The 25,109-nt window shown below is 58.3% G+C and carries 27 protein-coding genes and 1 pseudogene; 9 read left to right on the forward strand and 19 right to left on the reverse strand.

The features are described from left to right. Positions 1 to 60 precede the first annotated feature (60 nt). The 10 genes from xylB to NH344_RS00980 all read right to left on the reverse strand — a co-directional run bounded on the left by xylB (position 61) and on the right by NH344_RS00980 (position 10,622). Positions 61 to 1,545 carry a xylulokinase gene (gene xylB, locus NH344_RS00935; protein ID WP_062373553.1) on the reverse strand — a complete coding sequence of 495 codons (1,485 nt, stop codon included), beginning with the start codon at positions 1,543 to 1,545 and terminating at the stop codon, positions 61 to 63. Further along, the gene (locus tag NH344_RS00940) at positions 1,545 to 3,032 is read right to left on the reverse strand and encodes a mannitol dehydrogenase family protein (RefSeq protein ID WP_074210900.1); all 1,488 of its coding nucleotides are present in this window, start codon (positions 3,030 to 3,032) and stop codon (positions 1,545 to 1,547) included. The genes xylB and NH344_RS00940 overlap by 1 nt, the downstream gene beginning before the upstream one ends. A 36-nt stretch (positions 3,033 to 3,068) precedes the next feature. Then, positions 3,069 to 3,689, reverse strand: a complete 621-nt coding sequence (locus NH344_RS00945; RefSeq protein ID WP_062373545.1) for a nucleoside/nucleotide kinase family protein — start codon at positions 3,687 to 3,689, stop codon at positions 3,069 to 3,071. Positions 3,690 to 3,696: 7 nt separating this feature from the next. After that, entirely contained in the window at positions 3,697 to 4,482 is a 786-nt protein-coding gene (locus NH344_RS00950; protein ID WP_054640932.1) for an L-iditol 2-dehydrogenase, read from the reverse strand. Next, the gene (locus NH344_RS00955; RefSeq protein ID WP_253027388.1) at positions 4,466 to 5,164 is read right to left on the reverse strand and encodes an HAD-IA family hydrolase; all 699 of its coding nucleotides are present in this window, start codon (positions 5,162 to 5,164) and stop codon (positions 4,466 to 4,468) included. The genes NH344_RS00950 and NH344_RS00955 overlap by 17 nt, the downstream gene beginning before the upstream one ends. Continuing rightward, entirely contained in the window at positions 5,161 to 6,318 is a 1,158-nt protein-coding gene (gene ugpC, locus NH344_RS00960) for a sn-glycerol-3-phosphate ABC transporter ATP-binding protein UgpC (protein ID WP_253017011.1), read from the reverse strand. Before ugpC ends, NH344_RS00955 begins: the two co-directional genes overlap by 4 nt. Positions 6,319 to 6,329: 11 nt before the next feature. Next, positions 6,330 to 7,181 (reverse strand): carbohydrate ABC transporter permease, encoded by an 852-nt coding sequence (locus NH344_RS00965; protein ID WP_253027390.1) that lies wholly within the window; start codon positions 7,179 to 7,181, stop codon positions 6,330 to 6,332. A 32-nt stretch (positions 7,182 to 7,213) separates the two neighbouring features. Further along, positions 7,214 to 8,104, reverse strand: a complete 891-nt coding sequence (locus NH344_RS00970) for a sugar ABC transporter permease (RefSeq protein ID WP_062359322.1) — start codon at positions 8,102 to 8,104, stop codon at positions 7,214 to 7,216. 77 nt (positions 8,105 to 8,181) lie between these two features. Then, a complete protein-coding gene (locus NH344_RS00975) occupies positions 8,182 to 9,504 on the reverse strand; it encodes a sugar ABC transporter substrate-binding protein (protein WP_253027392.1) in 1,323 nt (440 codons plus the stop codon). 164 nt (positions 9,505 to 9,668) lie between these two features. Continuing rightward, entirely contained in the window at positions 9,669 to 10,622 is a 954-nt protein-coding gene (locus tag NH344_RS00980; protein ID WP_062359324.1) for a sugar-binding transcriptional regulator, read from the reverse strand. 124 nt (positions 10,623 to 10,746) lie between these two features. Here NH344_RS00980 and NH344_RS00985 point away from each other — a divergent pair, with 124 nt between their 5' ends. Next, positions 10,747 to 11,058, forward strand: coding sequence for an NGG1p interacting factor 3 protein, NIF3 (locus NH344_RS00985; protein WP_044627897.1), 312 nt, complete (start codon positions 10,747 to 10,749; stop codon positions 11,056 to 11,058). 5 nt (positions 11,059 to 11,063) lie between these two features. Here the strand turns inward: NH344_RS00985 and NH344_RS00990 are convergent, their stop codons facing one another. After that, entirely contained in the window at positions 11,064 to 11,621 is a 558-nt protein-coding gene (locus tag NH344_RS00990) for an NUDIX hydrolase (protein ID WP_044627898.1), read from the reverse strand. Positions 11,622 to 11,714: 93 nt separating this feature from the next. On the opposite strand from NH344_RS00990, the gene NH344_RS00995 reads away from it, so the two are divergent. Genes NH344_RS00995 through NH344_RS01010 form a run of 4 tightly spaced genes read left to right on the forward strand, consistent with a single transcriptional unit; the run spans position 11,715 to position 15,249 of the window. Next, the gene (locus NH344_RS00995; protein ID WP_058576938.1) at positions 11,715 to 12,386 is read left to right on the forward strand and encodes a CoA pyrophosphatase; all 672 of its coding nucleotides are present in this window, start codon (positions 11,715 to 11,717) and stop codon (positions 12,384 to 12,386) included. After that, positions 12,383 to 13,051 carry a 2OG-Fe(II) oxygenase gene (locus NH344_RS01000; protein WP_044627900.1) on the forward strand — a complete coding sequence of 223 codons (669 nt, stop codon included), beginning with the start codon at positions 12,383 to 12,385 and terminating at the stop codon, positions 13,049 to 13,051. The genes NH344_RS00995 and NH344_RS01000 overlap by 4 nt, the downstream gene beginning before the upstream one ends. 3 nt (positions 13,052 to 13,054) lie before the next feature. Next, positions 13,055 to 14,584, forward strand: a complete 1,530-nt coding sequence (locus NH344_RS01005) for an ATP-binding protein (protein ID WP_044627901.1) — start codon at positions 13,055 to 13,057, stop codon at positions 14,582 to 14,584. After that, on the forward strand, positions 14,584 to 15,249 hold the full coding sequence (locus tag NH344_RS01010; RefSeq protein ID WP_044627902.1) for a sigma-70 family RNA polymerase sigma factor: 666 nt from the start codon (positions 14,584 to 14,586) through the stop codon (positions 15,247 to 15,249). The genes NH344_RS01005 and NH344_RS01010 overlap by 1 nt, the downstream gene beginning before the upstream one ends. 7 nt (positions 15,250 to 15,256) lie before the next feature. On the opposite strand, the gene NH344_RS01015 is transcribed toward NH344_RS01010, so the two are convergent. Next, complete coding sequence (locus NH344_RS01015; RefSeq protein ID WP_228219175.1) at positions 15,257 to 16,138, reverse strand: L,D-transpeptidase family protein; 882 nt, start codon at positions 16,136 to 16,138, stop codon at positions 15,257 to 15,259. A gap of 437 nt (positions 16,139 to 16,575) precedes the next feature. After that, positions 16,576 to 16,998 (reverse strand): OsmC family protein, encoded by a 423-nt coding sequence (locus NH344_RS01020; RefSeq protein WP_044627904.1) that lies wholly within the window; start codon positions 16,996 to 16,998, stop codon positions 16,576 to 16,578. Positions 16,999 to 17,175: 177 nt separating this feature from the next. On the opposite strand from NH344_RS01020, the pseudogene NH344_RS01025 reads away from it, so the two are divergent. Then, positions 17,176 to 17,394: pseudogene (locus tag NH344_RS01025) on the forward strand (EamA family transporter); the annotation flags it as partial. On the opposite strand, the gene NH344_RS01030 reads toward NH344_RS01025, so the two are convergent. The 6 genes from NH344_RS01030 to NH344_RS01055 all read right to left on the reverse strand — a co-directional run bounded on the left by NH344_RS01030 (position 17,354) and on the right by NH344_RS01055 (position 22,969). Next, positions 17,354 to 18,190, reverse strand: coding sequence for an MOSC N-terminal beta barrel domain-containing protein (locus NH344_RS01030; RefSeq protein ID WP_044627949.1), 837 nt, complete (start codon positions 18,188 to 18,190; stop codon positions 17,354 to 17,356). The pseudogene NH344_RS01025 and the gene NH344_RS01030 sit on opposite strands and share 41 nt — an antisense overlap. Before the next feature lie 88 nt (positions 18,191 to 18,278). Beyond that, complete coding sequence (gene gntR / locus NH344_RS01035) at positions 18,279 to 19,274, reverse strand: gluconate operon transcriptional repressor GntR (protein ID WP_044627950.1); 996 nt, start codon at positions 19,272 to 19,274, stop codon at positions 18,279 to 18,281. A 79-nt stretch (positions 19,275 to 19,353) separates the two neighbouring features. Beyond that, the gene (locus tag NH344_RS01040; RefSeq protein WP_054640942.1) at positions 19,354 to 19,854 is read right to left on the reverse strand and encodes a gluconokinase; all 501 of its coding nucleotides are present in this window, start codon (positions 19,852 to 19,854) and stop codon (positions 19,354 to 19,356) included. Between the two features lie 57 nt (positions 19,855 to 19,911). Then, a complete protein-coding gene (locus NH344_RS01045; protein WP_044627905.1) occupies positions 19,912 to 21,192 on the reverse strand; it encodes a TRAP transporter large permease in 1,281 nt (426 codons plus the stop codon). A gap of 5 nt (positions 21,193 to 21,197) precedes the next feature. Continuing rightward, complete coding sequence (locus NH344_RS01050; protein WP_054640931.1) at positions 21,198 to 21,824, reverse strand: TRAP transporter small permease; 627 nt, start codon at positions 21,822 to 21,824, stop codon at positions 21,198 to 21,200. Positions 21,825 to 21,895: 71 nt separating this feature from the next. Then, a complete protein-coding gene (locus NH344_RS01055; protein WP_044627907.1) occupies positions 21,896 to 22,969 on the reverse strand; it encodes a TRAP transporter substrate-binding protein in 1,074 nt (357 codons plus the stop codon). A gap of 246 nt (positions 22,970 to 23,215) precedes the next feature. Here NH344_RS01055 and NH344_RS01060 point away from each other — a divergent pair, with 246 nt between their 5' ends. From NH344_RS01060 to NH344_RS01070, 3 genes are all read left to right on the forward strand, one after another. Beyond that, a complete protein-coding gene (locus tag NH344_RS01060) occupies positions 23,216 to 23,665 on the forward strand; it encodes a MarR family transcriptional regulator (protein ID WP_253027393.1) in 450 nt (149 codons plus the stop codon). 300 nt (positions 23,666 to 23,965) lie between these two features. Then, positions 23,966 to 24,826, forward strand: coding sequence for a glutathione-dependent disulfide-bond oxidoreductase (yghU, locus tag NH344_RS01065; RefSeq protein ID WP_253027394.1), 861 nt, complete (start codon positions 23,966 to 23,968; stop codon positions 24,824 to 24,826). Positions 24,827 to 24,849: 23 nt separating this feature from the next. Next, complete coding sequence (locus tag NH344_RS01070) at positions 24,850 to 25,080, forward strand: DUF2798 domain-containing protein (RefSeq protein WP_159341449.1); 231 nt, start codon at positions 24,850 to 24,852, stop codon at positions 25,078 to 25,080. Positions 25,081 to 25,109 lie beyond the last annotated feature (29 nt).

Raw genomic sequence — 25,109 nt, forward strand, 5'->3', positions numbered from 1 at the left:
CACGAACGCCAGCACCCTTCGATGATCAAGGTGCTGGCGTTGTTATTTATAGAGTTATTTCTAAAGCGAGTGGCGCTGCCCTAGCGCGGCCAAATAGCGCTGATAGGCTCCTTCATAGGCGGCCACACGCTCGGCATCAGGCTCCGCTAGCGATGCCGCATCCAGATGCACTAAACGCTCGCAGAGTGATGCCAGGCTAACGCCCTCGGGTTGTAAATCGCACCAGGCCGCTTGAATGGCTGCTCCTAGCGCGGCGGCATCGGTAATCTCGGGGCAAATCACCTGGGTGTTGGTAATATCAGCGACCATTTGCCGCCACACCGGGCTTTTCGCCCCGCCGCCAATCAATCGAATCTGGCTGGTGCCCGCCGCCAGCTCGCCTAGCAGCTCCAGCCCATAGCGTAGGCCAAAGGTCGCACCCTCCATCACGCCTCGGCAGAGGTTGGCCTGGGTCATATTCAGGCTGGTCAACCCGAGAAAATCGCCGGTGGCATCGGGCAGCATGGGCACCCGTTCGCCGTTAAAGAACGGCAGCACGGTGACGCCATCGGCACCAATCGGGGCGCTGGCGACCTGTTCGCCAAAGGTAGCCAAGTCCAACCCAAACAGCTCACGCACGCGAGTCGTTGCCGAGGTCACGTTCATGGTGCAGATCAGCGGCAGCCACCCCCCGTGGCTGGCGCAAAAATTCGCCACCATGGCGCTGTCACACACCACGGAATTAGGTGAGTAAGCACACACCGTGCCGGAAGTGCCCAAACTGAGCGTGACCAGTCCCTGGGTAATATTTCCGGTGCCAATCGCCCCCATCATGTTGTCGCCACCGCCGGAGGAGACCACCACGTTATCGCCTAGCCCCAGCTCCTGAGCCACTAACGGGCGAACGCGGCCAGCGGGTTCATGGGCGTCAATGATCCGAGGCAGTACACGGTCAGGGTCGAGCTCCGGCGCAATGGCGGCAAACACCTCTTTTTGCCAGCACTGGGCGCGGGTATCAAAGTAACCGGTGCCCGAGGCGTCGCCTGCCTCGGTAACCCGTTCGCCGGTCAGCCAGAAATTCAGGTAGTCATGGGGCAGCAAGAGCGTAGCAATACGCTGGTAGGCATCCGGCTGATGCTCGCGTAACCAAGCCACTTTGGAAGCGGTATAGCCCGTTTGCAGCACCAGGCCCAGCTTCTCCAGGCAGCCCGCCTCGCCCCCCAGCGTTTCTACCAACGCGCTATTTTGAGCGCTGGTTTCGGTATCGCACCACAGCTTGGCGGGATACACCGGCACGCCATCGGCATCGAGTGCCACCATGCCGTGCTGCTGGCCAGACACACCAATACCGCGCACCTGCTTGGCATCGATCCCGGCGCGCTCAATCGCTTGAAAGAACGCGCCCTTGAGCGCCGCCAGCCACTCTGCCGGTGCCTGCTCCCGGCGGCCATGCTCCCCTTCATCCAGGCGATGCGGGCGGCTGCCCTCGCCCAGAATGACGCCCCGCTCTACATCCACCACCACGACTTTGGTACTTTGCGTACCGCAATCCACCCCGATATACATCACAACGTTCCTTTGGACGCGACCAGAGCCTCAAGAGTAGCCCGTGCGCCCCGTTCATGCAGCGACTTCAGCGCCTCCAGGTAGGCGTTAAGGAAGCGAGGCTGGTCCGCCAAGTCGCCAAACAGCTCCCGGTTTTCCACGAAGGCCGCTGGATGGGTGCGGTTATTGGTGGCAATGGCCATTAACGGCTCGCGCAAGCGGTCCACGATCTCAATGGTCTGCCCCTGCTCATCGACGCCTTCGGCGTAGCGTGCCCAGCTGGCCACCACGGCGGCACTGCGCTCAATCTCACCGCCCTGGGCAAGCTGCTGGCGAATCACCGGCACTAACCATTTAGGAATGCGATCCGAGCTTTCGGCGCACAGCCGCGCCAAGGTATCTCTGATTTGTGGGTTCGCAAAGCGCTCGATCAGCGTCAGCCGGTAGGCTTCTAGATCCACCCCCGGCACGGGGGCCAGCGTCGGCGTGCCCTCTTCGCGCATGTAGCCGAGCAAGAACTCGACAAACAGCGGGTCTTGGCACACCTCATGGGCGTAGCGGTAGCCCGCCAGATAGCCAAAGTAGGTAAGCGCTTGGTGGCTGGCATTGAGCAGGCGCAGCTTCATGAGCTCGTACGGCTCGACATCCTCAACAACTTGCACGCCGACCTTCTCGAACGCCGGGCGGCCCAAGGGGAAGTGATCTTCCAACACCCACTGGGTAAAAGGCTCGCACACCACGGGCCAGGCATCTTCAACGCCAAAGCGCTGGGAGAGCTCTTCGATATCCGTGGGCGCGGTCACTGGCGTGATGCGGTCTACCATGGCGTTGGGGAACGCCACCTCGGCGGCCAGCCAGTCGCCCAGCTCCGCACTGCGGGCGCGGGCGTAGGCGCTGAACATACGCTTGGCGACATCGCCGTTGCCTTGAATGTTATCGCAGGACATCACCGTAAACGGCGCAATACCCCGTGCCCGGCGGCGTACCAGGGCTTCCACCACTAAGCCAAAGCTGGTGGAGGGGCGCTCAGGATGGGCGAGATCGTCGCGCACCTGGGGGGCGTCCAGGTTGAATTCTCCGGACACCGGATGAAAGTTGTAGCCGCCCTCCGTAACGGTGAGCGAGACAATTTTGATGGCGGGGTCGGCCATGGTTTCGATCACCGCCTCGGGGTCTTCCGGGGCAAACAGGTAGTTCACCATGCTGCCAATCACCCGAGGCTGATATTCACCGTCAGGGTGCTTGACCACGAGGGTGTAAAGGTAGTCTTGTGCGGCGAGGGCCTGCTGCATGCGTTTGTCGCCGGGCATGACCCCCACGCCCACAATGCCCCAATCCAGCGCTTCGCCTTGGTTCATCAGCGCATCTACGTACATCGCCTGATGGGCACGATGAAAACCACCGACGCCAATATGGACGATGCCAGGCGTCACGGCCTGACGATCATAGGTCGGCGTCTCAACCGCCGCGCTGAGGGAACCCACATTGTGGTTATTAAGCTGGGTCATCGTCACTCTCCGGGTTATTGGCTGGGCAAGCGCGTCCTAGCGCCAGCGCTGGTCAGGTGGCACGCTGCTGGTTTTTACCAGCGCGGCGTTCAGCATGTCTTTTTGGTGGGTGCGCTCAAGCGCGCCGCTGTGGTCTTGGCCCATACAGAGCCAGCGGTTCACCAACCGCTCTACGAGCACTGCGTCGTCGACGTCGATCATTAGCGTCCAGTCGAACAGCGCGTGCAGTGAACGCCACGGATCTTGGTTCAATAGCAGATAATTGCCTTCCACAATCACAATGCGATGCGCGGGGGTGATTAACCGCCCACCGGCACGGGCAAGGTCCAGCGGCCGATCAAAGACCGGCACGGCCACCGGCTTATCCGCCCGACGGATGCGCATTAAATCGTGATGCAAGCCCTCCACATCGAAGGTGTGGGGCGCACCTTTCACAGGCAGCTGCTCATCGCCCAGTACGGCGTTATCGAAGTGGTAGCCATCCATCGGCACCACCGCCGCGTGCCCTGGGCGCAGTTGATTAATCGCTTCACAGAGCAGCGCGCTGCGGTAGGATTTTCCGGCCCCCGGCGGCCCCGCCAGGGCAACCATAAAGCGCGGCTTGCCTTCGGCGGCATCCAGCAGTTGGTGGCTTAACGAAACAAGATCAGGGCTCATAGGCGTCTTAGCTCATCCAGTTGCCGCCATCGACGTTGAGCGTCTGGGCGACGACGTAATCGCTATCCTGGCTGGCAAGAAACACGGCGGCGCCGGTGTGATCTTCCGGCAGCCCCATACGGCCATAGGGCACCGCCTCGCCCACTAGGCGCTTTTTCTCGCCTAATGGGCGGTTCTCGTAGCGAGCAAACAGCGCATCGACCTCTTCCCACATCGGGGTATCCACCACGCCGGGGGCAATGCCGTTGACGTTAATGCGGTGTTTGATCAAATCGAGCCCGCAGGACTGGGTCAGGCTAATCACGGCGGCTTTGCTGGCGCAGTAAACACTCACTAGCGGTTCGCCACGCCGACCCGCCTGGGAGGCCATATTGATAATTTTGCCTCCCTGACCTTGGGCCACCATGGCGCGGGCCACGGCCTGCAGGGTGAAAAACATGCCTTTGGTGTTCACCGCAAACTGTTTGTCAAAGCTGGCCTGGGTCACTTCCAGCACCGGCGCCATATCGAACACCGCCGCGTTATTGACCAAAATATCAATGCCACCAAAGCGCTCGGTGACGCTCTCCACCATGGCATCGATAGAGCCTTGGTCGCACACGTTCAGCACTACGCCCATAACCCGCTCGGCGCTGGCATCCTGCTGCAGCGTGGTGAGCGCGTCTTCGATGGCCTTGGCATCGATATCGGCCACCACGACACTGGCCCCTTCGGCCAAATAGCGCTGGGCAATGGCGAGTCCGATGCCACGGGCACCACCGGTAATCACGGCACGTTTATTGAGCAGTTTCATTGTTATCTTGTCCTTGCAGATGTAGTTGCCACTCGTCCACTAAGGCGCGGAGCCCGCGCATATGAGGCAAAATTCGCCAAGCACCCGCCGCGAGCAGGCGGTTAGGCTGCTCGTCGTCGATATGGCTGGCGCCCACAAAACCAATCACCCGCATGCCGGCGGCATGGGCAGCGGTAACGCCTGCCACGCTATCCTCAACCACTAGGCAGCGGCTGGGCGGGCAGCCAAGCTCATGCGCCGCCAAGCGGTAAATTGCTGGGTCCGGCTTAGGGTTATCGACCTGCTCGGCCGTGAAAATCGGCACATTGCCCAACGCCTCTTCCAATTGCGTTGTTGCAAGCGATGCCAATACGCGGCAGCGGCGGCTGTTGGAGACCACGGCCTTAGGTAAATCGAGACTACTCACGGCGTCGTGAACCCCTGCAATCGCGGTAAGTTCTCGTGCCAGACGCGCTTCTATGGCGCTATCGACCCGCTCGGAGGCATCGGGCGGCAACTGATGGCGGCTTAACTGCGCCAAGTGCTTAAGGATGTCGGCGGTCGTCATGCCCAGGGCTTGGCTGAGCAGCGTGGGAATATCCAGATCCGGCAGCCACTGCCCAAGGTGAGTTTCCAGGGTCTCTTCAGCCAGGGCTTCGCTATCCACCAGGACGCCGTCACAATCAAAAATCAGCGCTTTCATACCTGCGCCCCTGGCGCAGCAGGCTCGGTAGCCGCACGGTTATCCTGGCGGGTCAGGCTGGCCAGCGGGTGCTGTGACAGGCTCTCTAGCGCCAAGCCTTGGGCATCGAACAGGTGAGCACGCTCAGCGGCAAAGCCAAACTGCACGGTATCGTTCACCCGGTAGGCCACGTCGCCATCGGCCATAATGGTGATCAGTAGCTCGCCCATCTGCACGTACAGCGAGGTCTGCCCGCCTAAGCGCTCCAACACTTTAATCTGCCCACTCAGCGGGCCGTTTTCATCCAGCTGTAGATGCTCAGGACGAATACCCAGCTCCAGCGCTTCATCGCTGGCGAGCTGTTCGCCCGCCACAGGGATAGTGCAGGGCCGCCCGCCGGGCAGGCGCACGGTGACGCCATCATCACCAATGGACTGCTGCTCGACGCTGAAGAAATTCATCTTCGGCGAGCCGATAAAGCCTGCCACAAAGCGGTTACGCGGGTGGTGATAGAGCGCCATGGGCGAGCCCACCTGCTCCACCACGCCATCGTGTAGCACGACGATTTTATCGGCCATGGTCATGGCTTCTATCTGGTCGTGGGTCACGTAAATCATCGTGGCATCCAGCTCTTCATGCAGCCGCGCCAGCTCGATACGCATCTGCACCCGCAACGCCGCGTCTAGGTTGGAGAGCGGCTCATCAAACAGGAAGATGCTGGGGTTGCGCACAATCGCTCGGCCAATCGCCACCCGCTGGCGCTGCCCGCCGGACAGCGCTTTGGGCTTGCGATCCAGCAGCGGCTCAAGCTGAAGGATCTTGGCAGCTTCCAGCACCTTGGCGCGGCGCTCCTCTTTGGGCACCCCAGCCAAGCGCATGCTGAAGCCCATGTTGCCCTCAACGGTCATGTGCGGGTAAAGCGCGTAGCTTTGAAACACCATCGCCAAACCGCGGTCGGCGGGGCCCACCTCGTTCATGCGCTTGCCATCGATGAGAATATCGCCGTCGCTGGCGCTCTCCAGGCCCGCGATCATGCGCATCAGCGTGGATTTACCGCAGCCCGAGGGGCCAACGAACACCACGAACTCACGATCATTAACGTCGAGATCAATGCCCTTGATGACCTTGGTGTCGCCAAACTGCTTGGTAATGTTCTTGAGTTGTAAGGTTGCCATGGGGAACTCCTTTACTTGACGGCGCCAAAGGTCAGGCCGCGCACCATTTGTTTTTGGGTCATCCAGCCGAGGATTAGGATGGGGGCGATGGCCATGGTAGAAGCCGCCGACAGCTTGGCCCAGAACAGCCCTTCGGGGCTTGAGAACGAGGCAATGTAGGCGGTCAACGGCGCGGCTTTCGACGAGGTGAGGTTGAGACTCCAGAACGCTTCGTTCCAGCTCAAAATCACCGAGAGCAGCCCGGTCGACGCAATCCCTGGCAGGGTCAGCGGCAGTAGCAGGAAGAACACTTCCTGCAGAGTGGAGGCACCGTCCATCCGGCCCGCTTCGAGAATGTCTTTGGGCATATCTTTAAAGAAGGTGTAGAGCATCCACACCACGATGGGCAGGTTCATCAAGGTATAAATAATGATCAGCCCGGTGCGGGTGTCCAGCAGCCCGACATCGCGGAAAATCAGATAGATAGGCACCAGAACACCCACCGGCGGCAGCATTTTGGTGGAGAGCATCCACAGCAGCGTGCCCTTGGTGCGCTTAGTGGGCAAAAAAGCCATGGCATAGGCCGAAGGAGTGGCGATGAGCAGCGCTAAAAACGTAGAGCCAAACGCCACCGCGATGCTGTTCAGCGCGAAACGGGCATAGCCCGAGCGTGCCTGCACCTCCTGATAGCTTTCCAGCGTGGGTGAAAAGAGAAAGCTGGGGTCGGCTATCGCCGCCGTCTCGGTTTTAAAACCGGTCAGCACCATCCACAGGATAGGGAAAAAGATAATCAGCGCGATCGACCAGCCCAACAGGGTCAATACCAGTTGCCGGACAGGCAACGAGCGAGTGTGTGCCGGTGCGCTATTACGATGAGTTGTCATTGAAATGCTCCCAAGACGCCCTGGTGCCGGGGTCAGTCTTCTAAGTTCTTAGCGACCATACGGACAAGGAAAATCGCGACGATATTGGCCAGAATGATGGCGATCACCCCACCCGCCGAGGCCATGCCCACATCGAAATCCAGCAGCGCTTGGATGTAGATCAAATAAGCCAAGTTGGTGGTGGCGAGCCCAGGCCCACCGGAGGTAGTGACAAAGATCTCGGCAAAAATCGTCAGCAGGAAGATCATTTCAATCATGATCACCACGCTAATCGCCCGCTTTAGGTGCGGTAGCGTGATAAAGAAGAAAATCGCCAGCGGCCCCGCGCCATCCATCCGTGCGGCTTCCACTTGGTCTTCATCCAGCGATTGCATCGCCGTCAGCAGGATCAGTAGCGCAAACGGCAGCCACTGCCACGAGACGATGATGATGATGGAGGTCAGCGGTAGCGATGAGAACCAGTCCAGCGCAGGAAGCCCCAGCGACTGTGCTAACCACGCCAACACCCCGTTAGAGGGGTGCATCATCATGTTTTTCCATACCAGCGCGCTCACCGTTGGCATGACAAAGAAGGGAGAGATCGCCAATACGCGGGCTATGCCCCGCCCGGCAAAATCCTGTTGAAACAGAACCGCTAAGAGCGTACCGCCCACCACGGTAATCACCAGCACCCAACCCACCAGCAGCAGCGTGGTGCCCATGGCCGACCATAGCGCGGGGTCGGTCAGCAGGTACTCATAGTTTTCCAGCCCGGCGAAGCCGGTCATCTCGGGCATCAGTAAGTTGTAACGCTGGAAAGAGAACCAGATGGTCATGCCTAGGGGCACAATCATCCAGAGCAGGAGCAGCGTTACGGCGGGCGCTTGAAGCGAAAGCGTTCTCAGCCCGCCGACCGTACGGCCAGAAGCACGTGTTCTATTCATGGAAATACCTGCAAGAAAACAGACCTGCGAGAACCACCGAAAACGCCTGCCCGTGGCCGGGCAGGCGCAGGAGTGCATTAACGTTCGATGTAGCCCGCCCGCTGCATCGTGCGCTCAGTAGCACGCTGGGCGCTATCTAGCGCCTGCTCAACCGACGTATCACCGGTCAGCGCCGCCGCAATGGTTTGGCCTACCTGAGTTCCAATCGATTGGAACTCAGGAATACCCACAAACTGCACGCCCACATAGGGGTTCGGCTCTAGGCTAGAGTCGGTGGGGTCGGCCTCTTTAATGGCGTTAAGTACGAAGCCAGCAAACGGCGCGGCTGAGGTGTACTGCTCGTTAGCGTAGGTGGATTCACGAGTACCCGGCGGTACGCTGGTCCAGCCGTTAGTCTCACCGACAAGCTCGATATACTCTTCAGAAGTGGCCCAGGTAATGAACTCTTGAGCTGCCTCTTTATGCTCAGAGGAGGCTGGGATAGCCAGTGCCCAAGACCACAGCCAGTGGGAACCTTTGGGAGTTTCCGCGATGGGCGCGGGTGCAAAGCCAAGCGTACCGGCTACGTCGGACTCACTCTCGTCGTAGAGCTTGCCTGCCGCCGAGGTAGCATCGACCCACATGGCGCAGTTACCGCGTGAGAAGAGCGCGAGGTTCTCGTTAAAGCCGTTGGAGCTGGCGCCTGGCGGGCCGTAGTTGCTGAGCAGGTCTACGTAGAACGAAATCGCGTTATTCCACGCCTCAGAGTTCAGCTCCGGGTTCCACTGCTCATCAAACCAGCGGCCGCCGAAGGTGTTCACCAGCGTCGAGACAAAGGCCATGTTCTCGCCCCAGCCCGGCTTGCCGCGCAAACAGATACCCGCCAGGCCCTCTTCGCTACCGTGGAGCTGTTCGGCCCAGTCGCGCACCTGCGCCCAGGTGGGCTGCTCGGGCATCTCAATGCCTGCCTGCTCAAACAGATCGGTGCGATAATACATCATCGAGCTTTCTGCATAGAACGGCAGGGCGTGCAGCGTGCCGTCCAGGCTTAAGCCGTCGCGTACCGATGCCAGCAGATCGTCTTCGTTGTAGTCATCGGGCAGGCTGTCCAGCGGCTCAAGCCAGCCGCGTTCCGCCCAAATGGGCACTTCATAAGTACCGATGGTCATCACGTCGAACTGCCCACCGCCGGTGGCAATATCCGTGGTCATGCGCTGACGCAGCACGTTCTCCTCAAGTACCACCCAGTCCAGCGTGATATCCGGGTGCGCTTGCTCAAAGGCATCGGTCAGGCTCTGCATAATGACCATGTCATTATTGTTCACCGTGGCGACGGTGATCTCAGTTTGAGCCTGGGCTTGGCCAGCTACCGCAATAGCAGCTGCTAGGGTCGTGACGGGCAAATGACGCACGAGACGCATACAGCACTCCTCTTGGCAAATATTGGCATTGTTGTTGCCTTGATCTTATTGATCACCAACCGAACAAAAGATCGCACGCAAGCCAAAAAAAAGCAAAGCCTGCCGCGTTAGACTTTACGCTAATGTATTCAATTGCTTGCATGTTGCAACCGCGAAGATAGCGCTCACTCCATCGCCTCGAGGATATGCCGCGCAGCGATCTCGTCGGTGATCAAGCCCTTCAGCCAGCCACCGCGCAGTGCGGCTAAAATGGCAGGCGCTTTATCACGGCCACCGGCAATCCCCACCATGAGGTGCTTCCCAAAACGCTCCAGCGGCAAGCTGGTGACCCGTCGGGTAATCGAGCAATCGATCACCTCTCCACGACGGTTCAGCGGCCAACCCAGCAGCTCTCCCACCGCTTCGCGGCCCAGCAGCTCATCTAGCTCGCTTTCGCTAATGAAGTGGTCTTGAAAAAGCGTGGCCTGGCGGTCAATACGGCCAATGCCGATAAACGCCGCCTCTGACTCTCGCGCTACATCGGCTATCGCTTTGAACAAGCGCTGGGACAGCATGGCCTCTTTTTCCGCCAGCGACTCCGCCACTACGGGGGCAGGCAATAAAAAGCGCTCGCCGCCGGTTTTATCCGCCAGCACCATCACGGCGTCGTAGCGGTTGGCGGAGCCATCCCGTGCCACGTTGCCCACCAGCGAGACAAACCGATGCTGCGGCCGCTCCAAGCGGCTTAGCGCTTCCACTGCCGCACGTACCGAACGCCCGGTCCCCAGCGAGAGCGTCAGCGGCTCGCTGCGCTCCACCAGCCGCGCAATGCGCTCGGCCCCCGCCACGGCCAGATAGTACGCGCCGCTTTCGGGGGCCTGGGTGTCCGCAGGCACCACGTCGCAGTAAGCCAGCTGGAAGCGCTCCCGCAGCGTGCTGCCGAGCGCCATACAGGTGGAAATGGGGTGATCGATATGCACTTTCACCAACCCCTCTTGGCGCGCCAGGGCTAGTAAGCGTTGGACGCCAGGGCGTGAGACGCCAAGCTGAGTGGCAATCTCATCCTGGGTCATGCCGCCCACATAGGACATCCAGGCAGCCCTGGCTGCTTGGTCGAGCTTTACTTCAAACTTATCCATGGGTTGGTTCGCCGCTTATATTGAAAAACGCCATCATACAAAGCCTGCGCCAAGACCAGTAGTGTGCTATCCGCTAACATTGGCAGTACAGCGTTACGTCATTACCCAAGGGAGGCCTCTGATTATGTATAAGCTCGCGTTTTTTGTTCCCATTGAAAGTGCTGAAAGCGTTAAAAACGCCGTATTCGAAACCGGCGCGGGGCGGATTGGCGATTACGAACACACCTGCTTTCAAACGCGTGGTACTGGCCAGTTTCGTCCCCTCGATGGTGCAGAGCCACATATTGGTCAGATCGGTAAGCTGGAAACCGTTGAGGAGTTCAAGGTCGAGCTGGTCTGCGCCGACGAGCATATTCAGGCCGCTATTGCCGCGCTCAAACTGGCGCATCCTTATGAAGAAGTCGCCTACGACGTATGGCAGCTCGCCGACCTTTAAGACGACTAGGCGCTACCCACATAGCGCTCGCGATCTTCAGGCGTGATTTTGCTGATATGCAGCGGATACGCAGCGTTTTCACGGTCGGCAAAGTAGTGGCGCAGCGTGCGCTCAATGGTAGGAAAAGCCAGCGCATTCCAAGGGATCTCGTGCTCCTCAAACAGCTCCACTTCCAAGCTCTCTGGCCCGGGGCCAAAGTCACCTATCAAGTCGGCAAGAAAAATCATATACACTTGGTTGATATGCGGTAGATCAATCAGCGTGTATAGACCGCCTAAAGTGACCTCGGCAAACGCCTCTTCCCAGGTTTCCCGCGTGGCGGCCTGCTGGGTGGTCTCGGCGTTCTCCATGTACCCCGCCGGTAGCGTCCAGTACCCTTTTCGAGGGGAGATCGCTCGCTTGCAGAGCAGCACTTTGGAGCCGCTCACCGGCAGCGTACCCGCCACGATGCGGGGATTTTGATAGTGGATCGTGCCACAGCCGTCGCACAGGTAGCGGGGGCGGTCGTCTCCCTCGGGAACGGCAAACCGGACTTTCTCACCACACTGACTACAAAAGTTCATCGCGTTTTCTCTACGGCTGGTGGGTCGAGGCATCAACGTGCTTGACGATGATCACCGTGGCTGGGTAAAAGAGAGCAAAGTAAAGAGACTCCTATGTTAGAGAAACTGCGCAAACGGCTGCAACAGCATACCCCTCAACGGCTAGACCATGTAGCACTGCCGGAAGCTGCCGTGCTCATGCCGATTGTTGAGCGCCCTGCCCCCACCCTACTGTTTACTCGCCGAGCCAGCCACTTGAATACCCACCGTGGCCAAGTCGCTTTTCCTGGCGGTAAACGTGAACCGGGTGACGCTGATCTATACGCCACGGCGTTGCGGGAAGCAGAAGAAGAGATTGCGTTAGCCCCTGGCCTGGTACAGCCCCTGGGGCGGCTGTCGGACGTCATTTCGCTTCACGGCATTCGCGTGACGCCCTGGGTGGGTATTATTCCACCGGATCTACCGCTGGTGGCAGACCCAGCGGAGCTGGACGCTATTTTTGAAGTCCCGCTCAGCCACTTTTTAGACGACCAGCGCACCCATACCGATGTGATTACCGTCGATGGCGTCGCCCACTATGTGCCCAGCTATCACGTCGATGGTCACGTGATTTGGGGATTATCTGCCATGATGTTGGTGGAGCTGTTGGCCGAGGGTTTTGGAATGGAGATTGACCTTTATCAGCGCCCGCCCGGCGCCCTACGCCACTACCCCGAACGACGCACCCCCACAAGCAGTCGCTCGGCCAAAGCCGAACGCGCGCCCGTTACGAGAATCACGAAATGATCGCTTTATCTGAACTGGACTCTCCCGCCCTTGACCCGCAAGCCCATTTGGAGCTGGTCGACGCGCTGGTGGAACAAGGTTGGTATGTGGGGAAAGGGGTGATCGACTCGGCTCTGTGTCAAGCGCTGCACCGCGAGATCCACCACCTCGCCGAACACGACGCGCTGGATGAGGCTGGCATTGGCCGAGGCCAGCAGCACCACTTACGTAAAGATATCCGGGGTGATGCTATCCATTGGCTAGACCGAGAGAGCGACGCTCAGCGCCGATACCTGGATGCTATGGCAGAGCTACAGCAGTCTCTCAACCAAGCGCTATTTCTTGGCCTGTTTGAGTACGAAGCCCACTTTGCTCACTACCCTGCCGGAGCCTTCTACCAGCGCCACTTGGACAGCTTTCGCGGGCGGGCCAACCGCGTGATTTCCACCGTCGGCTATTTGAACCCCGACTGGCCGAGCGACGGCGGCGGTGAAATGGTGATTTATCACCCGGACGACCCAACCCTGGAAGTGGCCCGCGTGGTGCCCGAAGCCGGTACGTTTGCCTGCTTTTTATCGGAAACCATTCCCCACGAAGTGCTACCCACCCGCCAGCCTCGCGCTAGCATTGCGGGCTGGTTCCGCCGCAACGCATCCATGGGCGGCGTATTAGATCCTGCCCGCTAATTTATGAGCAATAAGAGAGAGGCAACCCTAGCAGCAAAATTGGCCACCTTAGAAGCGCGCAACGCCGCACTCGAGGAGGAAAAGCGCCACTATCAGTGGCTGGCCGAGAGCACCACCGACCTGATCTCCCGCCACGCCCGAGACGGCACGTTTTTGTATGCCTCTCAGGCCGCGCGGGAGCTGCTGGGCTATGAACCCGACGAGCTCATCGGCGTCTCCGCGTATCAGCTTTTTCACCCAGCGGATTTGAACGACCTGCTCAACAAGTCACCGCGGGTTTACTACCACGACGGTTTCTATCAGCAAACCTACCGTTTCCGCGCCAAAGCGGGCCATTACGTATGGTTTGAAACCACCAGCCGCACCCGGCGGGATACAGAGACCGGCGAATTGATCGATATCCTGTGCGTCTCCCGAGACGTTGGACGTCGTATTGAGGCTGAAGCCACTCGCGAGCGTTTGGCGCAGGTGGTCGAATCCACCACCGACTACGTGCTGTTTTTAGGGCCAAACCAGCAGGTATTCAGCGCTAACGAAGCCGCTCGCCGCTGCTTTGCCTTGCCCAACGAAGCGTCTACTGCACTCAGTGAGCTATACCAAGCCGACTCGCTGCGCTTATTAAATGAGGTGGTATTTCCCGCCGTGGAGCGTTACGGCTCATGGAGCGGTGAGCTGGAGATGCGCACCGCAAGCGGCAGCGTGCCGGTGCTCAGTGTGGTACTGGCCCACCGCAGCCGGGGGGCAGAGCCTGGTCACTTTGCCTTGGTGAATCGCGATATTAGCGCCCGCAAAGCCGCAGAAGCCCAGGCGCGTCGCCACCAAGAGCAGATTGCCCACGCTAACCGGCTAGCTGCCGCAGGCGAACTTGCCTCCAATATCGCCCACGAGCTGAATCAACCCTTAGGCGCCATTGCCAACTACACCAGCGGCGCGTTGCTAAAGTGCCAGCAGCAACCCACGCCCCTCGCCAGCGAGCTTCAACTACCTCTAGAGCGCATCGACGAGCAGGTACAGCGCCTCGCCCAGCGTCTGCGGCATCTGCGCAGCTTCGTCCGAAAGCGTAGCCATCAAGTACGCCCACTGGTTTTGGCTGACGTAGTGACAGCCGCCTGCGGGCTCTGCGACTGGCAGTACCAACAGGCAGCGGTGGGTCTAACGGTAGAGCTTCCCGCTGGGCTGCCGCGGATCTACGGCGACGCGATTGCCTTGGAACAGGTCATCGTTAATTTATTGCTGAATGCGCTGACTGCCAGCCGTCGAGTGGTTGATGCCAAAACAGTGCGCGTCAGCGCACGGCGAAGCGGCCAGCGACAAATCACGCTAAGCGTGGAGGACGAAGGGCCGGGGGTCGACCCGAGGTATCAGCCCATGATTTTTAACGCTTTTTTTACCACCCGTGATGAAGGGCTTGGCATGGGGCTAGCCATTAGCCGCACACTGGTGGAAAGTATGGGAGGCACCCTCTCCCTGCGCACCGACAGCGCTAAAGGTGCCTGTTTTGACGTATTTCTACGCACGGAGACCGACGTTTGATGCCCTCGGCTAATGCGCCTACGACTACCTCTTCGCCCAAGACTAGCGCCATCGCGGTGGTCGATGACGACGACGCGCTTCGGGAATCGCTGGTGTGGCTATTGGAATCGGTAGGGCTCACCTCCCGCGCTTTCGCCAGCGGTGACGCCTTTTTAACCACGGAGCACGAAACCTTTGGCGCGCTACTGCTGGACGTTCGCATGCCGGGTATGAGTGGTCTTCAGGTGCAACAACAGCTCGTTGACCAGGGCAGCCGCCTGCCCCTCATCATGATGACCGGTCACGGCGACGTTCCCATGGCGGTGGCAGCATTGAAGAACGGCGCATTCGACTTTATCGAGAAGCCCTTCAATCATCAGCAGCTCATCGATGTAGTGCAGCAAGCACTCAGCCATACCGAACAGCAGCATCAACAGACCCAGGCACTGGCACGATTACAAACAGAGTTCGACGCCCTGCGCCCCAAAGAGCAGCGCATCGTGCAGCATGTTGCAGAGGGCATGACCAGCCGTGAAATCGCCGATCACATGGGCATCAGCGCCAAAACCGTCGAGGTGTATCGACTGCGGGCGATGAAGGCGATGGGAGCGGCCAATGTGGCCGCCTTAGTGCGTCAGGCGGTAGCGCTCTCGCTGGTCCCCGCGTTGCCGCCTGATGCCGAGTGAACATTGGTTAGCTAAGTGGCACGATCTGGCCGCTGGCTTCTTCCAACACGCGGCTCACCTGCTCGTAGTTGGCACGACCTTCCCCTTTATGCTCTTCGATCAGGCTCACCACGTTCAACAGCGTTTCCATGCCAAAGGCCTGCTCATCGGTCGCCGTGAACGCCTGAATGTAGGCCTCGCCGTCGGCTCCCCACCCCAGCTTGATCGGCGCATCGATGATGTTCACTTGGGTGCCCACTGGCACACGCCAGAAGACTGACTCAATATCCTCGGGGTGCATGCGAATACAGCCGCGACTGGCGCGCATACCAATCCCGTCAGGTTGATTGGTGCCATGAATCAGATAACCGGGAATATCCAACAAAATGGCATATTGACCCAGCGGGTTATCCGGTCCAGGCGGTACGACCGCAGGCGGCGGGTCACCACGCTCGGCGGCCTCGCGGCGGATCGACTCAGGCGGGTACCATGCCGGATTTTCCAAGCGCATGGTGGTTTCGGTGATACCCAACGGCGTATTGTAGGCATCGCGGCCAATGCCGATGGGATAGGTTTCGACACGGGGAGCATGGCCATCTTCGGCCTCGGGGTAGTAATACATGCGCAGCTCGGCAACGTTGATCACGATACCAGTGCGAGGCTCGTCAGGAAGGATGAACTGCCCCGGAATGGTGACCTCGGTGCCTTCGCCAGGCACCCACAGACTCACGTCCGGGTTAGCCATGCGGATCTCTTCGTAGCCCACGTTATGCGCTCGGGCAATATCCAGCAGCGTGTCCTCTTCACTCGCAGTGACGGTATACACTTCGCCCACCATATTGCCCGACTCGGGCAGTAAAAAATGGCCTTTCGGCAGCTCAGTATCGTTGGCGATCGCGCTGGCTGTCATCAGCCAAGCGCCTAATGCCACAACACCGCCAGCCAAGCGCTGTTTCAATGGCTGAAACAGCCATGAAGGGTCTGTCAGGGTCATTGGAAAATCTCTCTATGTCGCTATCGCTCTACGGCGATCTTGATGACGATGAAAATGAATATGCACAGCCATAGGCAGCGGGTCAATTCGCCAGACTGTCGCAGCCGTTTAACCTTTATCTAGCATTTTCTTGATAACGATGATCTTCGCACCGAGCGCGATACCGAGATGAACAATAGCGAAGACAACGCTAACGAGATGCGCGACACAGAGCTAAGCAGTACTTTAACGAGTACATAGCAGCCATTGCTCGCAAAAAGGGCCTTGCCATTCGGCAAGGCCCTTCTCGTATGTGAGTGGCGACAACGGTATACAACACGCTACCAAGCGCTGCCCTAAGGCAGTGCCAGATATTAGCCTTTCAACTTGGCAGACATCGTGATATCGGCCTTGAGGACTTTAGATACTGGACAGTTGGCCTTGGCGGTTTCGGCGGCTTCCTGAAAAGCAGCGTCGTCGGCACCGCTCACGCTGGCTTCCACGTCCAGGTGAATGCTGGAGATATCAAAACCGGCATCGCTTTGCGACAGCGTGACTTTTGCCTGGGTATCGATGGCGTCGGCGGTGTAGCCTTTCTCACCAAGGATCATCGATAGGGCCATCGAGAAACAGCTGGCGTGTGCGGCGCCGATCAACTCTTCTGGGTTGGTGCCGGGCTCGCCTTCGAAACGCTGCTTGAAGGAGTAACCTGCATCCAGTACGCCGCTTTCCGTGGCGACTTTGCCTTGGCCATCTTTCAAACCACCTTCCCAATGTGCGCTTGCTTTACTATCCATTCTGTTCTCCTTTCCTAGGGTAGTGTGCTTCTCGCAGGATGAACGCAGGGTTACGTTCGGTGCTCATTCAGCGTAGCTGATTCTGAGCAGTGATTCTATGTGGCTGTCGAAACCTCTAAACCCCGACGATAAAACTGCTGGCGCTCACTGCGGACAATAAAAAGGATTCGCTGGCTTGGTTTACTGGCAAGCGCGGGCGCAACGGCGGCCTCGACGGTGACGTTTCTCGTCCCCGTTAGCGCCCTGCTGTGGGGCTATGTGCTGCTGGAGGAAACGCTGAGCCTACAGGTCATTGCTGGCATGGTGATTACCCTACTGGGCACTGCCATTGCCACGAAAATGCTACGCTTTAGGCCTAGCGGGGCGTTACGGAGACCACTTCCCCCACACGAATGACGCCACCTTCCCCCGCCGTCAACGTGGCGTTTTGGCCAAAGTGCGCGCCCTTCAAGTGGGGTTGGGTATTCAGTGCCAGCAGCGTTTTCAGTGGCTCGGCTTGAGTAGGAATCGTGCCGGTCTGCTGGTCGACGGTGGTGATTTTGCAGCGCTGGCAGGGTTTGCGCAGGGTGAGCTGATAGCTGCCGCTCTCGATCGTCGCCCAACCATCCTCTTGCCAAGCCTCGTCGCAATCCACCACGATATTGGGCCGAAACCGATTCATGGGCACCGGTGTATTGCCGCCCGCCACCAGCGCGTTGTTCAACGCATCCAGCGAACCGGTAGTGGTGATCAAAAAGGGATAACCATCGGCAAAGTAGGTGTGCGCCTCGCCACCGGCCAGAAAATCGTCCTCCACCGCCCGTGTAAAGGTAGTGGCGAAACGCACCAGACTCACACCCTTGGCCGGTTCACCCAATGCCGCCTCTAGCCACTCGGACACTGCCTCGCTCTCCGGCAGCGCTTTGCAGTGATCACTCCACACCGATACCAGCCGCAAGTTGCCCTTGGGCTCTTCCAGTGAAATGGAAATTGGCTCGACGGTGGGGTGAGAGAGCACCAGAGCATCGGAGGTCAACGCCACGGAGATCGTGGCCAGCGCAGGTAGCTGGCGCTGGGTGACGAAGCGTTGCTGGGCATCCACCAGCATCCAACGGCGATCCCAAGCGAGACCGTGGGCATGAATCTCGCTCTGGGTCACATCGATCCCCTGCAGGGATTTCACCGGGTAAACCGTTAATTGCGTAATCTTCACAGCGGCCTCGTACGCTTTGGGCATGGCAGAATGAACCGTTAGCCTAACGAGGTTCTGATACACCGCCAAACGATTTTTGGTCGCGCCGCTATAGCGTGTCGCCTGCTTCGATGCGGTATCCCAAATCCACGACTCTCTGCGCCAACGTCTCACCACGAATACGCGCCAACAACGCTTTGGCGGCCGCCTCACCGATGGCTTGGCGGGGCGTCACGACACTGGCCAAGCGGGGTGACATCGCTTGGCCCACGTCGTGCCCATGAAAGCCTGCAATCGCCATCTGTTCTGGCACATCAATGCCCTGCCGCTGACACTCAAAATAAGCGCCTACGGCTACGTCGTCGTTGGTACAAAAAATGCCGTCTGCTTCTGGGTAGTCGCGCTGAATTTCCTGCATCAGCGCGGCCCCGACGGTATAGGAGGAGCGCTGGCTGCTCTGCAGGGTCACCGGCGTGAGCCCCTGCTCTTCCATGGCTTGACGATACCCCTGCTCGCGTTGCCGGGTACGCTCATCGAGCCGAACGGCGAGGTAGATCACCTGACGACGACCGCGGCGAATCATCTCGCTGACCATGTCGTAAGCGGCGCGTACATTGTCGTAGCCTACTGCCTGCTGCAGGGGCGGGCGGTGGGTATCCATGATCTCGACGATGGGAATACCCGCCGTTTCCAGCATGCGTAGACTGCGCGGCGTGTGATCATGGTCAGAGAGAATCACCCCATCTACGTTATACGACAGTAGCGAGGCAAGGCTGCGCTCCTCGAGCTCCTGACTATAGCCGTAGTGGGAGAGCATCAAGTGATAGCCTGCCGGTTCGGTATGGGCTTCGATCCCCACGATGACGTCGGCAAATACTTGGTTGGTCAACGAGGGGACCAGTACGCCTATCGAGTGACTGGTCGCGCGGGAGAGCAGATCCGGGGCGCGATTGGGTATATAACCAAGCTGCTCGGCGATGCCGAAGATGCGCTCTCGAAGCCCTTCCGATACCGTTTCCGGGTCGCGTAAACAGCGGCTAACGGTCATCTTGGTGGCACCAACGCGATCAGCAATATCTTGTAATGTAGGGCGTTTTTTCTTCAATGGCGTCGCTGCCTTGTACAATGGATGGCGCTCGAACCCTACCATAACGAATAGTAGAGCCCGTCGCCTATCCCTTCCTTTAGCCTAATGAGCGGCTCTGTTCGGGTACCAGCGTGGCGCTAAAACGCTCGACGATCACCGCCGGTGTTAGTCTGATGGAGAGCGTCACCGCCTCATCTGCTGCCGGTGGTTCTAGGTCGGCTAGCTGGCTGGCTAACATACTGTCGCCCTTAAAGAAGTGCCCGGCACGAGTTTCTAAGCGCTCGCGCAGCAGCCCATGCGTGCCTTCTAGGTAAAGAATACGCAGCGCGCTATCCCCCTCTCTCAGGCGGTCGCGGTAGCGCCGCTTCAGGCCAGAGCAGGCAATCACCACCGACTCACCCCGCGCCTTATACTCGGCAAATAGCCCAGCCAGGGTTGCTAGCCAGTCGCGACGGTCATCGTCGTTCAGCGGTGTACCGCTGGCCATTTTGGCCACATTAGCGGGCGAGTGATGATCATCGCCATCGATGAAGGTGGCACCTAGCGTCGCAGCCAACTGCTGACCAATATGCGACTTCCCCGAACCTGACACCCCCATGACGAGAATGCGATATGAGCCGTTATGATTTGAATCAGTCGTCACACGCGGCTCCTATCAGTTACCGCGCACGGCGGTGAGGTCGGGCAACCAAGTCACGATGCTTGGGAAGGCGATGAGCAGCACCAGCACCACAAGCAGCGCGGCATAATAAGGCAACATGGCCTTGACCAAAGACTCCATGGAGACTTTACCCACGCCACAGCCCACGTAAAGACAGGTGCCCACCGGCGGCGTGAGTAGCCCAATCCCCAGAATGAAGGCCATCAGCACGCCAAAGTAAGCGGCATCCACGCCGACCGATGTGACGATAGGTGCCAGCATCGGCGCCATGATGACCATGGCCGGCGTGAGGTCCATTACAAAGCCCACCAGCAGCAACAGTGCCGCCACAATCAGCAGCAGAAGGAACGGCTCCTGGGTAATCGCCTGTACCTGACGTACCAACGTTTGCGGAACCATATTGATGGTCAAGAACCACGCAATAACGGTGGCAAAGGCCAACAGCATCATTACCATCCCGGTCAGCCTGGCGGTACGAATCAGCATGCCCATGAGTTCGCTGAGCTTGAACTCGCGGTAAACCAGCAGTGAAATCGCCAGCGAGTAAAGCAGTGCAGCGACCGCCGCTTCGGTGGCCGTAAACACACCGCCAATAATGCCGCCAATCACGATGACCGGTAGCACCAGGGCCAGCCAAGCGTCTTTGAAGGCTTTCCAGAGCACGTCCCAGCGGAACTGGCGCACGCCGCCGCCCTGCTTATTGGCCAGAATATAGGTGGTGACCATCAGGGCAGCGCCAATCAGTAGCCCAGGCACAATGCCGGAAATGAACAGGCGGCTGATGGAGGTTTCGGTGACGATGCCGTAAAGAATTAGCGGAATAGAAGGCGGAATAATGATCCCGATCACCGATGAGACAGTGTTAATCGCCGTGGCGTTGGCCGCGGTATAGCCCTGCTGCTTCATCGAGGGAATCATCATGGAGCCAGTGGCCGCCGTATCGGCCACCGCCGAGCCACTAATGCCGCCAAAGAACATGGAGCCAGTAATCGCTACCTGGCCAAGGCCGCCACGCATAAAACCGACCAGCGCTCCCGCAAGCTCCATCAAACGGCGCGCGATGCCGCCGTTACTCATTACTTCACCGACCAAAATAAAGAACGGAATGGCCAGCAGCGGGAAGCTGTTCACCCCACGAATAGACTGCTCAATCATAATCGAGAGCGGAATATCTGAGAGCACCGCCATGACCAGCGCCGCCACTCCCAAACCAAACGCGATGGGCAAGCCGATCACAATCGACACTAATAAAATGGCGAGAAAAATCCACAGCATGACGATTACTCCCCTTGTGCGTTGGCCGACTGGCCGTGTGGTTGAACAATAATGCGTACGCTCATCCATACCCGCCAAAGCGACACAGCGGCGATAAAGATGACGCAGAGCACGAGGGAAAGGCTGACCAAACTGAGAGGCACGCCCATAATCGCAGAGCGCCCGCTGGAGCGTGACAGCACTTGATAGCCGCCAAACACCATGACCAGCATAAGACCGGCAATAATTAGGTGCTGTAAGCAGTACAGCATATGCGCAAAGCGCAGTGGCAAACGCCGCACCAAGGCATCCACGGCAATGTGCTCATAGCGGGCAAACGCAGCGGCCGCGCCAATAAACACCAGCCAAATAAACAGCATGCGCGCCAGCTCATCGACCCAAGGCAGCGAGTGGTTAAATAGCGAACGGCCCACCACATTGCTGGACACCGCCACAATCAGCGCCACTAAAATGGCGCCGATCAAATACTCCATGCCAAGCGTTAACCAGCGAAACAGCGCGGGGCCTTGACGCGTTTCAGTATCAATTTCCAGCAGCTTGCGATTGGGGTCGTCTAAATAGACCGACGGATCTTCAATCGTAGGCGCTCTCAAAGAGGATTCAGCGTTGGGAGGTGTTGAGGAGGATGTCATAAGAACTCCAGGGGCACTGACAAGTCGGGCAGGCACAATGGCCTGCCCGATGGCGCGCTTAATGGTGCGTATTAGTTGCTAGCATCTTCAACGATCTGTTGAATTTCAGCGATCAGATCTTCGCCAATGCGCGGCGCCCACTCTTCATAAACGGGCTGCACGGCGTCTTGGAACGCGGCCAGTTGCTCATCGCTCAAGCGAGTGATCTGCATACCGCGGGCTTCTAACTGCTCACGGGACCAGTCGTCATACTCAGCAGAGAGCTGAATTTCGTACTCGGCGGATTGACGCGCGGCTTCCAGCACCAGCTCTTGGTACTCGGGTGCCATACGGTCCCAGGTACGCTCGGAAAGCATCATGATGAACGGTGTGTAGACGTGGCGGGTTTCGGTGCCGTAATCCTGAACTTCGTTGAAGTTAGAGGTCAGGATGGTGCTCCAGGGGTTTTCCTGGCCATCGACCACGCCCTGCTCTAGGGCAGAGAACAGCTCACCAAACGCCATCGGCGTGGGGTTAGCACCTAATGCTTCCCAAATCGCCAGGTGCACCGGGTTCTGCATGGTACGTACGCTCAAACCGCGAACATCCTGGCCTGCGACATCTTCTGGCGTTTCAACGGGGCGCGCGCTGTTAGAGAGCTGGCGGTAGCCGTTTTCAGAGAAAGTGAGTGCCTTTAAGCCAGTGCCTTCAAAGCCATCTAGCATCTCTTGGGCAACGTCGCTCTGCATCACTGCAATGGCGGCTTCACGGCTGGGCAGCAGGAACGGTAGGTCGAACGCCGACAGCGCTTGCACATAGCCTGTGGTTGCGGAGCTAGATGGGTACGTCATATCCAGCGTGCCGGTCTGCAGCATTTCCATCATCTGAACATCGTCGCCCAACTGGCTGTTGGGGAACACGTTGACCGTGATACGGCCTTCGGTGCGCTGCTCTAGAATCTCGCCAAAGTATTGGCTAGAGAGAAACTGCGGAGAGGTTTCAGAAAGGCCAATGCCCATGCGAAGCGTATGGCTACCGTGGTCCGCCACGACATCCCCTTCAATGGCCGGCGGGTCGGAAAGCTCGGGGCTTTGGGCATGCGCCATGCCAAAAGTAAGGGTGGTTGCACCAACTAAGGTAAGCGTGTTGCGCCAAATCGCTGTCATGACGTTATCTCCAAACATTCATTGTTGTTGAGTGCTGAACTGCTAATTGCTAAGCGGTTATGAACGCTGCCGTGCTATCGCGCCTGTTACGCCGTAGTGTTACCGGTAACATCCAATAAGCGAAGGCTAGTGACCATTCGGCTGGGTGTCAAAGCAAAACTGCCAACTTACGACCAACGTCTAGGGATAGCCACTCACCGCCTAGCGCGCTACATTACCCGCTATGCATCCTGTCCTGGAGTCCACATGCCTGCGTTAGACACTTGCAGCGAACTAGAGCTAGACCATCAGCTCTGCTTCGCCCTCTATTCAACATCGTTGATGATGACAAAAGTTTATAAACCGCTTTTGAAAAAGTTAGGGCTTACTTACCCGCAATACCTAGCCATGCTGGTACTTTGGCAAGAAGATGGCATTACTGTAGGGACACTCAGTAAGCGCTTACTGACAGACCCTGGCTCGCTGACTCCTCTCCTAAAGCGTTTAGAAGCCGACCAGCTATTGCACCGCCAGCGTAGCGTGCAAGATGAGCGCGTGGTGGAGCTATTCCTGACCGATAAAGGCCGTTCCCTGCGCGAGCAGGCGCGTCATATTCCCAGTTGTATGGTGAATGCCAGCGAGAAGTCTATGGAGGCCTTAACGCAGTTGAAAGAGGATTTGGTTCAACTGCGCGATAGCCTGCAAAAAGCCAAGTAGTGCGATTATCGTCCGTGGCACTACAAACTTTCCGATCATTTAACTTGCGCACAAAATAAAGCCGCACTAAATTAATAGTGAATGCGTAATTAACCTGATGTACCAGTCACTATCCAACCATAACGACTGAGCCCCATAAACAGGAGAGACTCAATGTCGATTGAAACGATTGCTTACCGCGCACATGCTCATGCCACGGGTGGCCGTGAAGGTTACGTCCCCATAAAGTAGGGATAACTCAGTAAGCTAGGCTAGGCGATTGCACTGTTTTTTTCTTACCTGATGAACAGCGAGGCTATGATGACCGATACGACCTATACACCACCGAGCGTATGGAAATGGGAGCCGGGCAACGGCGGTAAGTTTGCAAACATCAATCGTCCGGTAGCGGGCGCCACCCATGATAAAGCGCTGCCGGTAGGCAAACATCCGCTACAGCTCTACTCCCTCGCCACGCCCAACGGTGTGAAAGTCACGGTAATGCTAGAAGAGCTGCTGGAAAAAGGTATTGAGGCAGCCGAGTACGATGCGCACCTGATTCAAATCGGCGAAGGCGACCAGTTTGGCAGCGGCTTCGTTGAGGCTAACCCTAACTCCAAGATCCCGGTGCTGGTGGATCACAGTATGAACCCGCCCCAACGGGTGTTTGAGTCAGGGGCTATTTTGCTCTATCTCTCCGAGAAATTCGGTGAATTTCTGCCTACAGACCCGGCCAAACGCACCGAGTGCCTCTCTTGGCTGTTCTGGCAAATGGGCAGCGCTCCCATACTGGGCGGCGGCTTTGGTCACTTCTACGCCTACGCGCCAGAGAAGTACCAGTACCCGATTGACCGCTACACCATGGAAGTCAAACGTCAGCTAGACGTACTGGATCGTCACTTGGCCGACAACCGCTTTATGGCAGGCGATGAGTACACCATTGCCGATATAGCGATTCACCCCTGGTACGGCGCGCTGGTGAAAAACCGCGTGTATGAGGCCGCTGAGTTCCTCGAGGCACACACCTATACGAATGTGCTGCGTTGGACCGAAGAGATTGATGCCCGCCCTGCGGTACAGCGGGGCCGCATGGTAAACCGCACCTGGGGCGAACCCAACGAGCAGCTTCACGAGCGCCACGACGCCAGCGACTTCACCGAGAAAACCGAAGATAAGCGTTAATTCGCGTATTAGGAAAACGTACGATGTTCGATCCGAAATACGCCCAGCTGATATTTTCATGCCTGATGGCACTGTTTATGTCATGCATTATGTCGCTGGTCATAACGCTGTATAACGTGGGACTTGTGGAAGGGATTGTAGTGATTTGGCTCAAGGCGTGGCTGTTTGCCTTTGCCGTCGCGCTGCCGGTGATCAACTTGGTCGCCCCCATCGTGCGGCGTTTGGTGAAGCTACTGGTCAAGCAGCCGCACTAACGCCGCTCACTCACTGAGTCCCATTAACC

This window comes from Halomonas sp. Ps84H-12 (assembly GCF_024124725.1).
GTDB classification, from domain to species: Bacteria; Pseudomonadota; Gammaproteobacteria; order Pseudomonadales; family Halomonadaceae; genus Vreelandella; species Vreelandella aquamarina.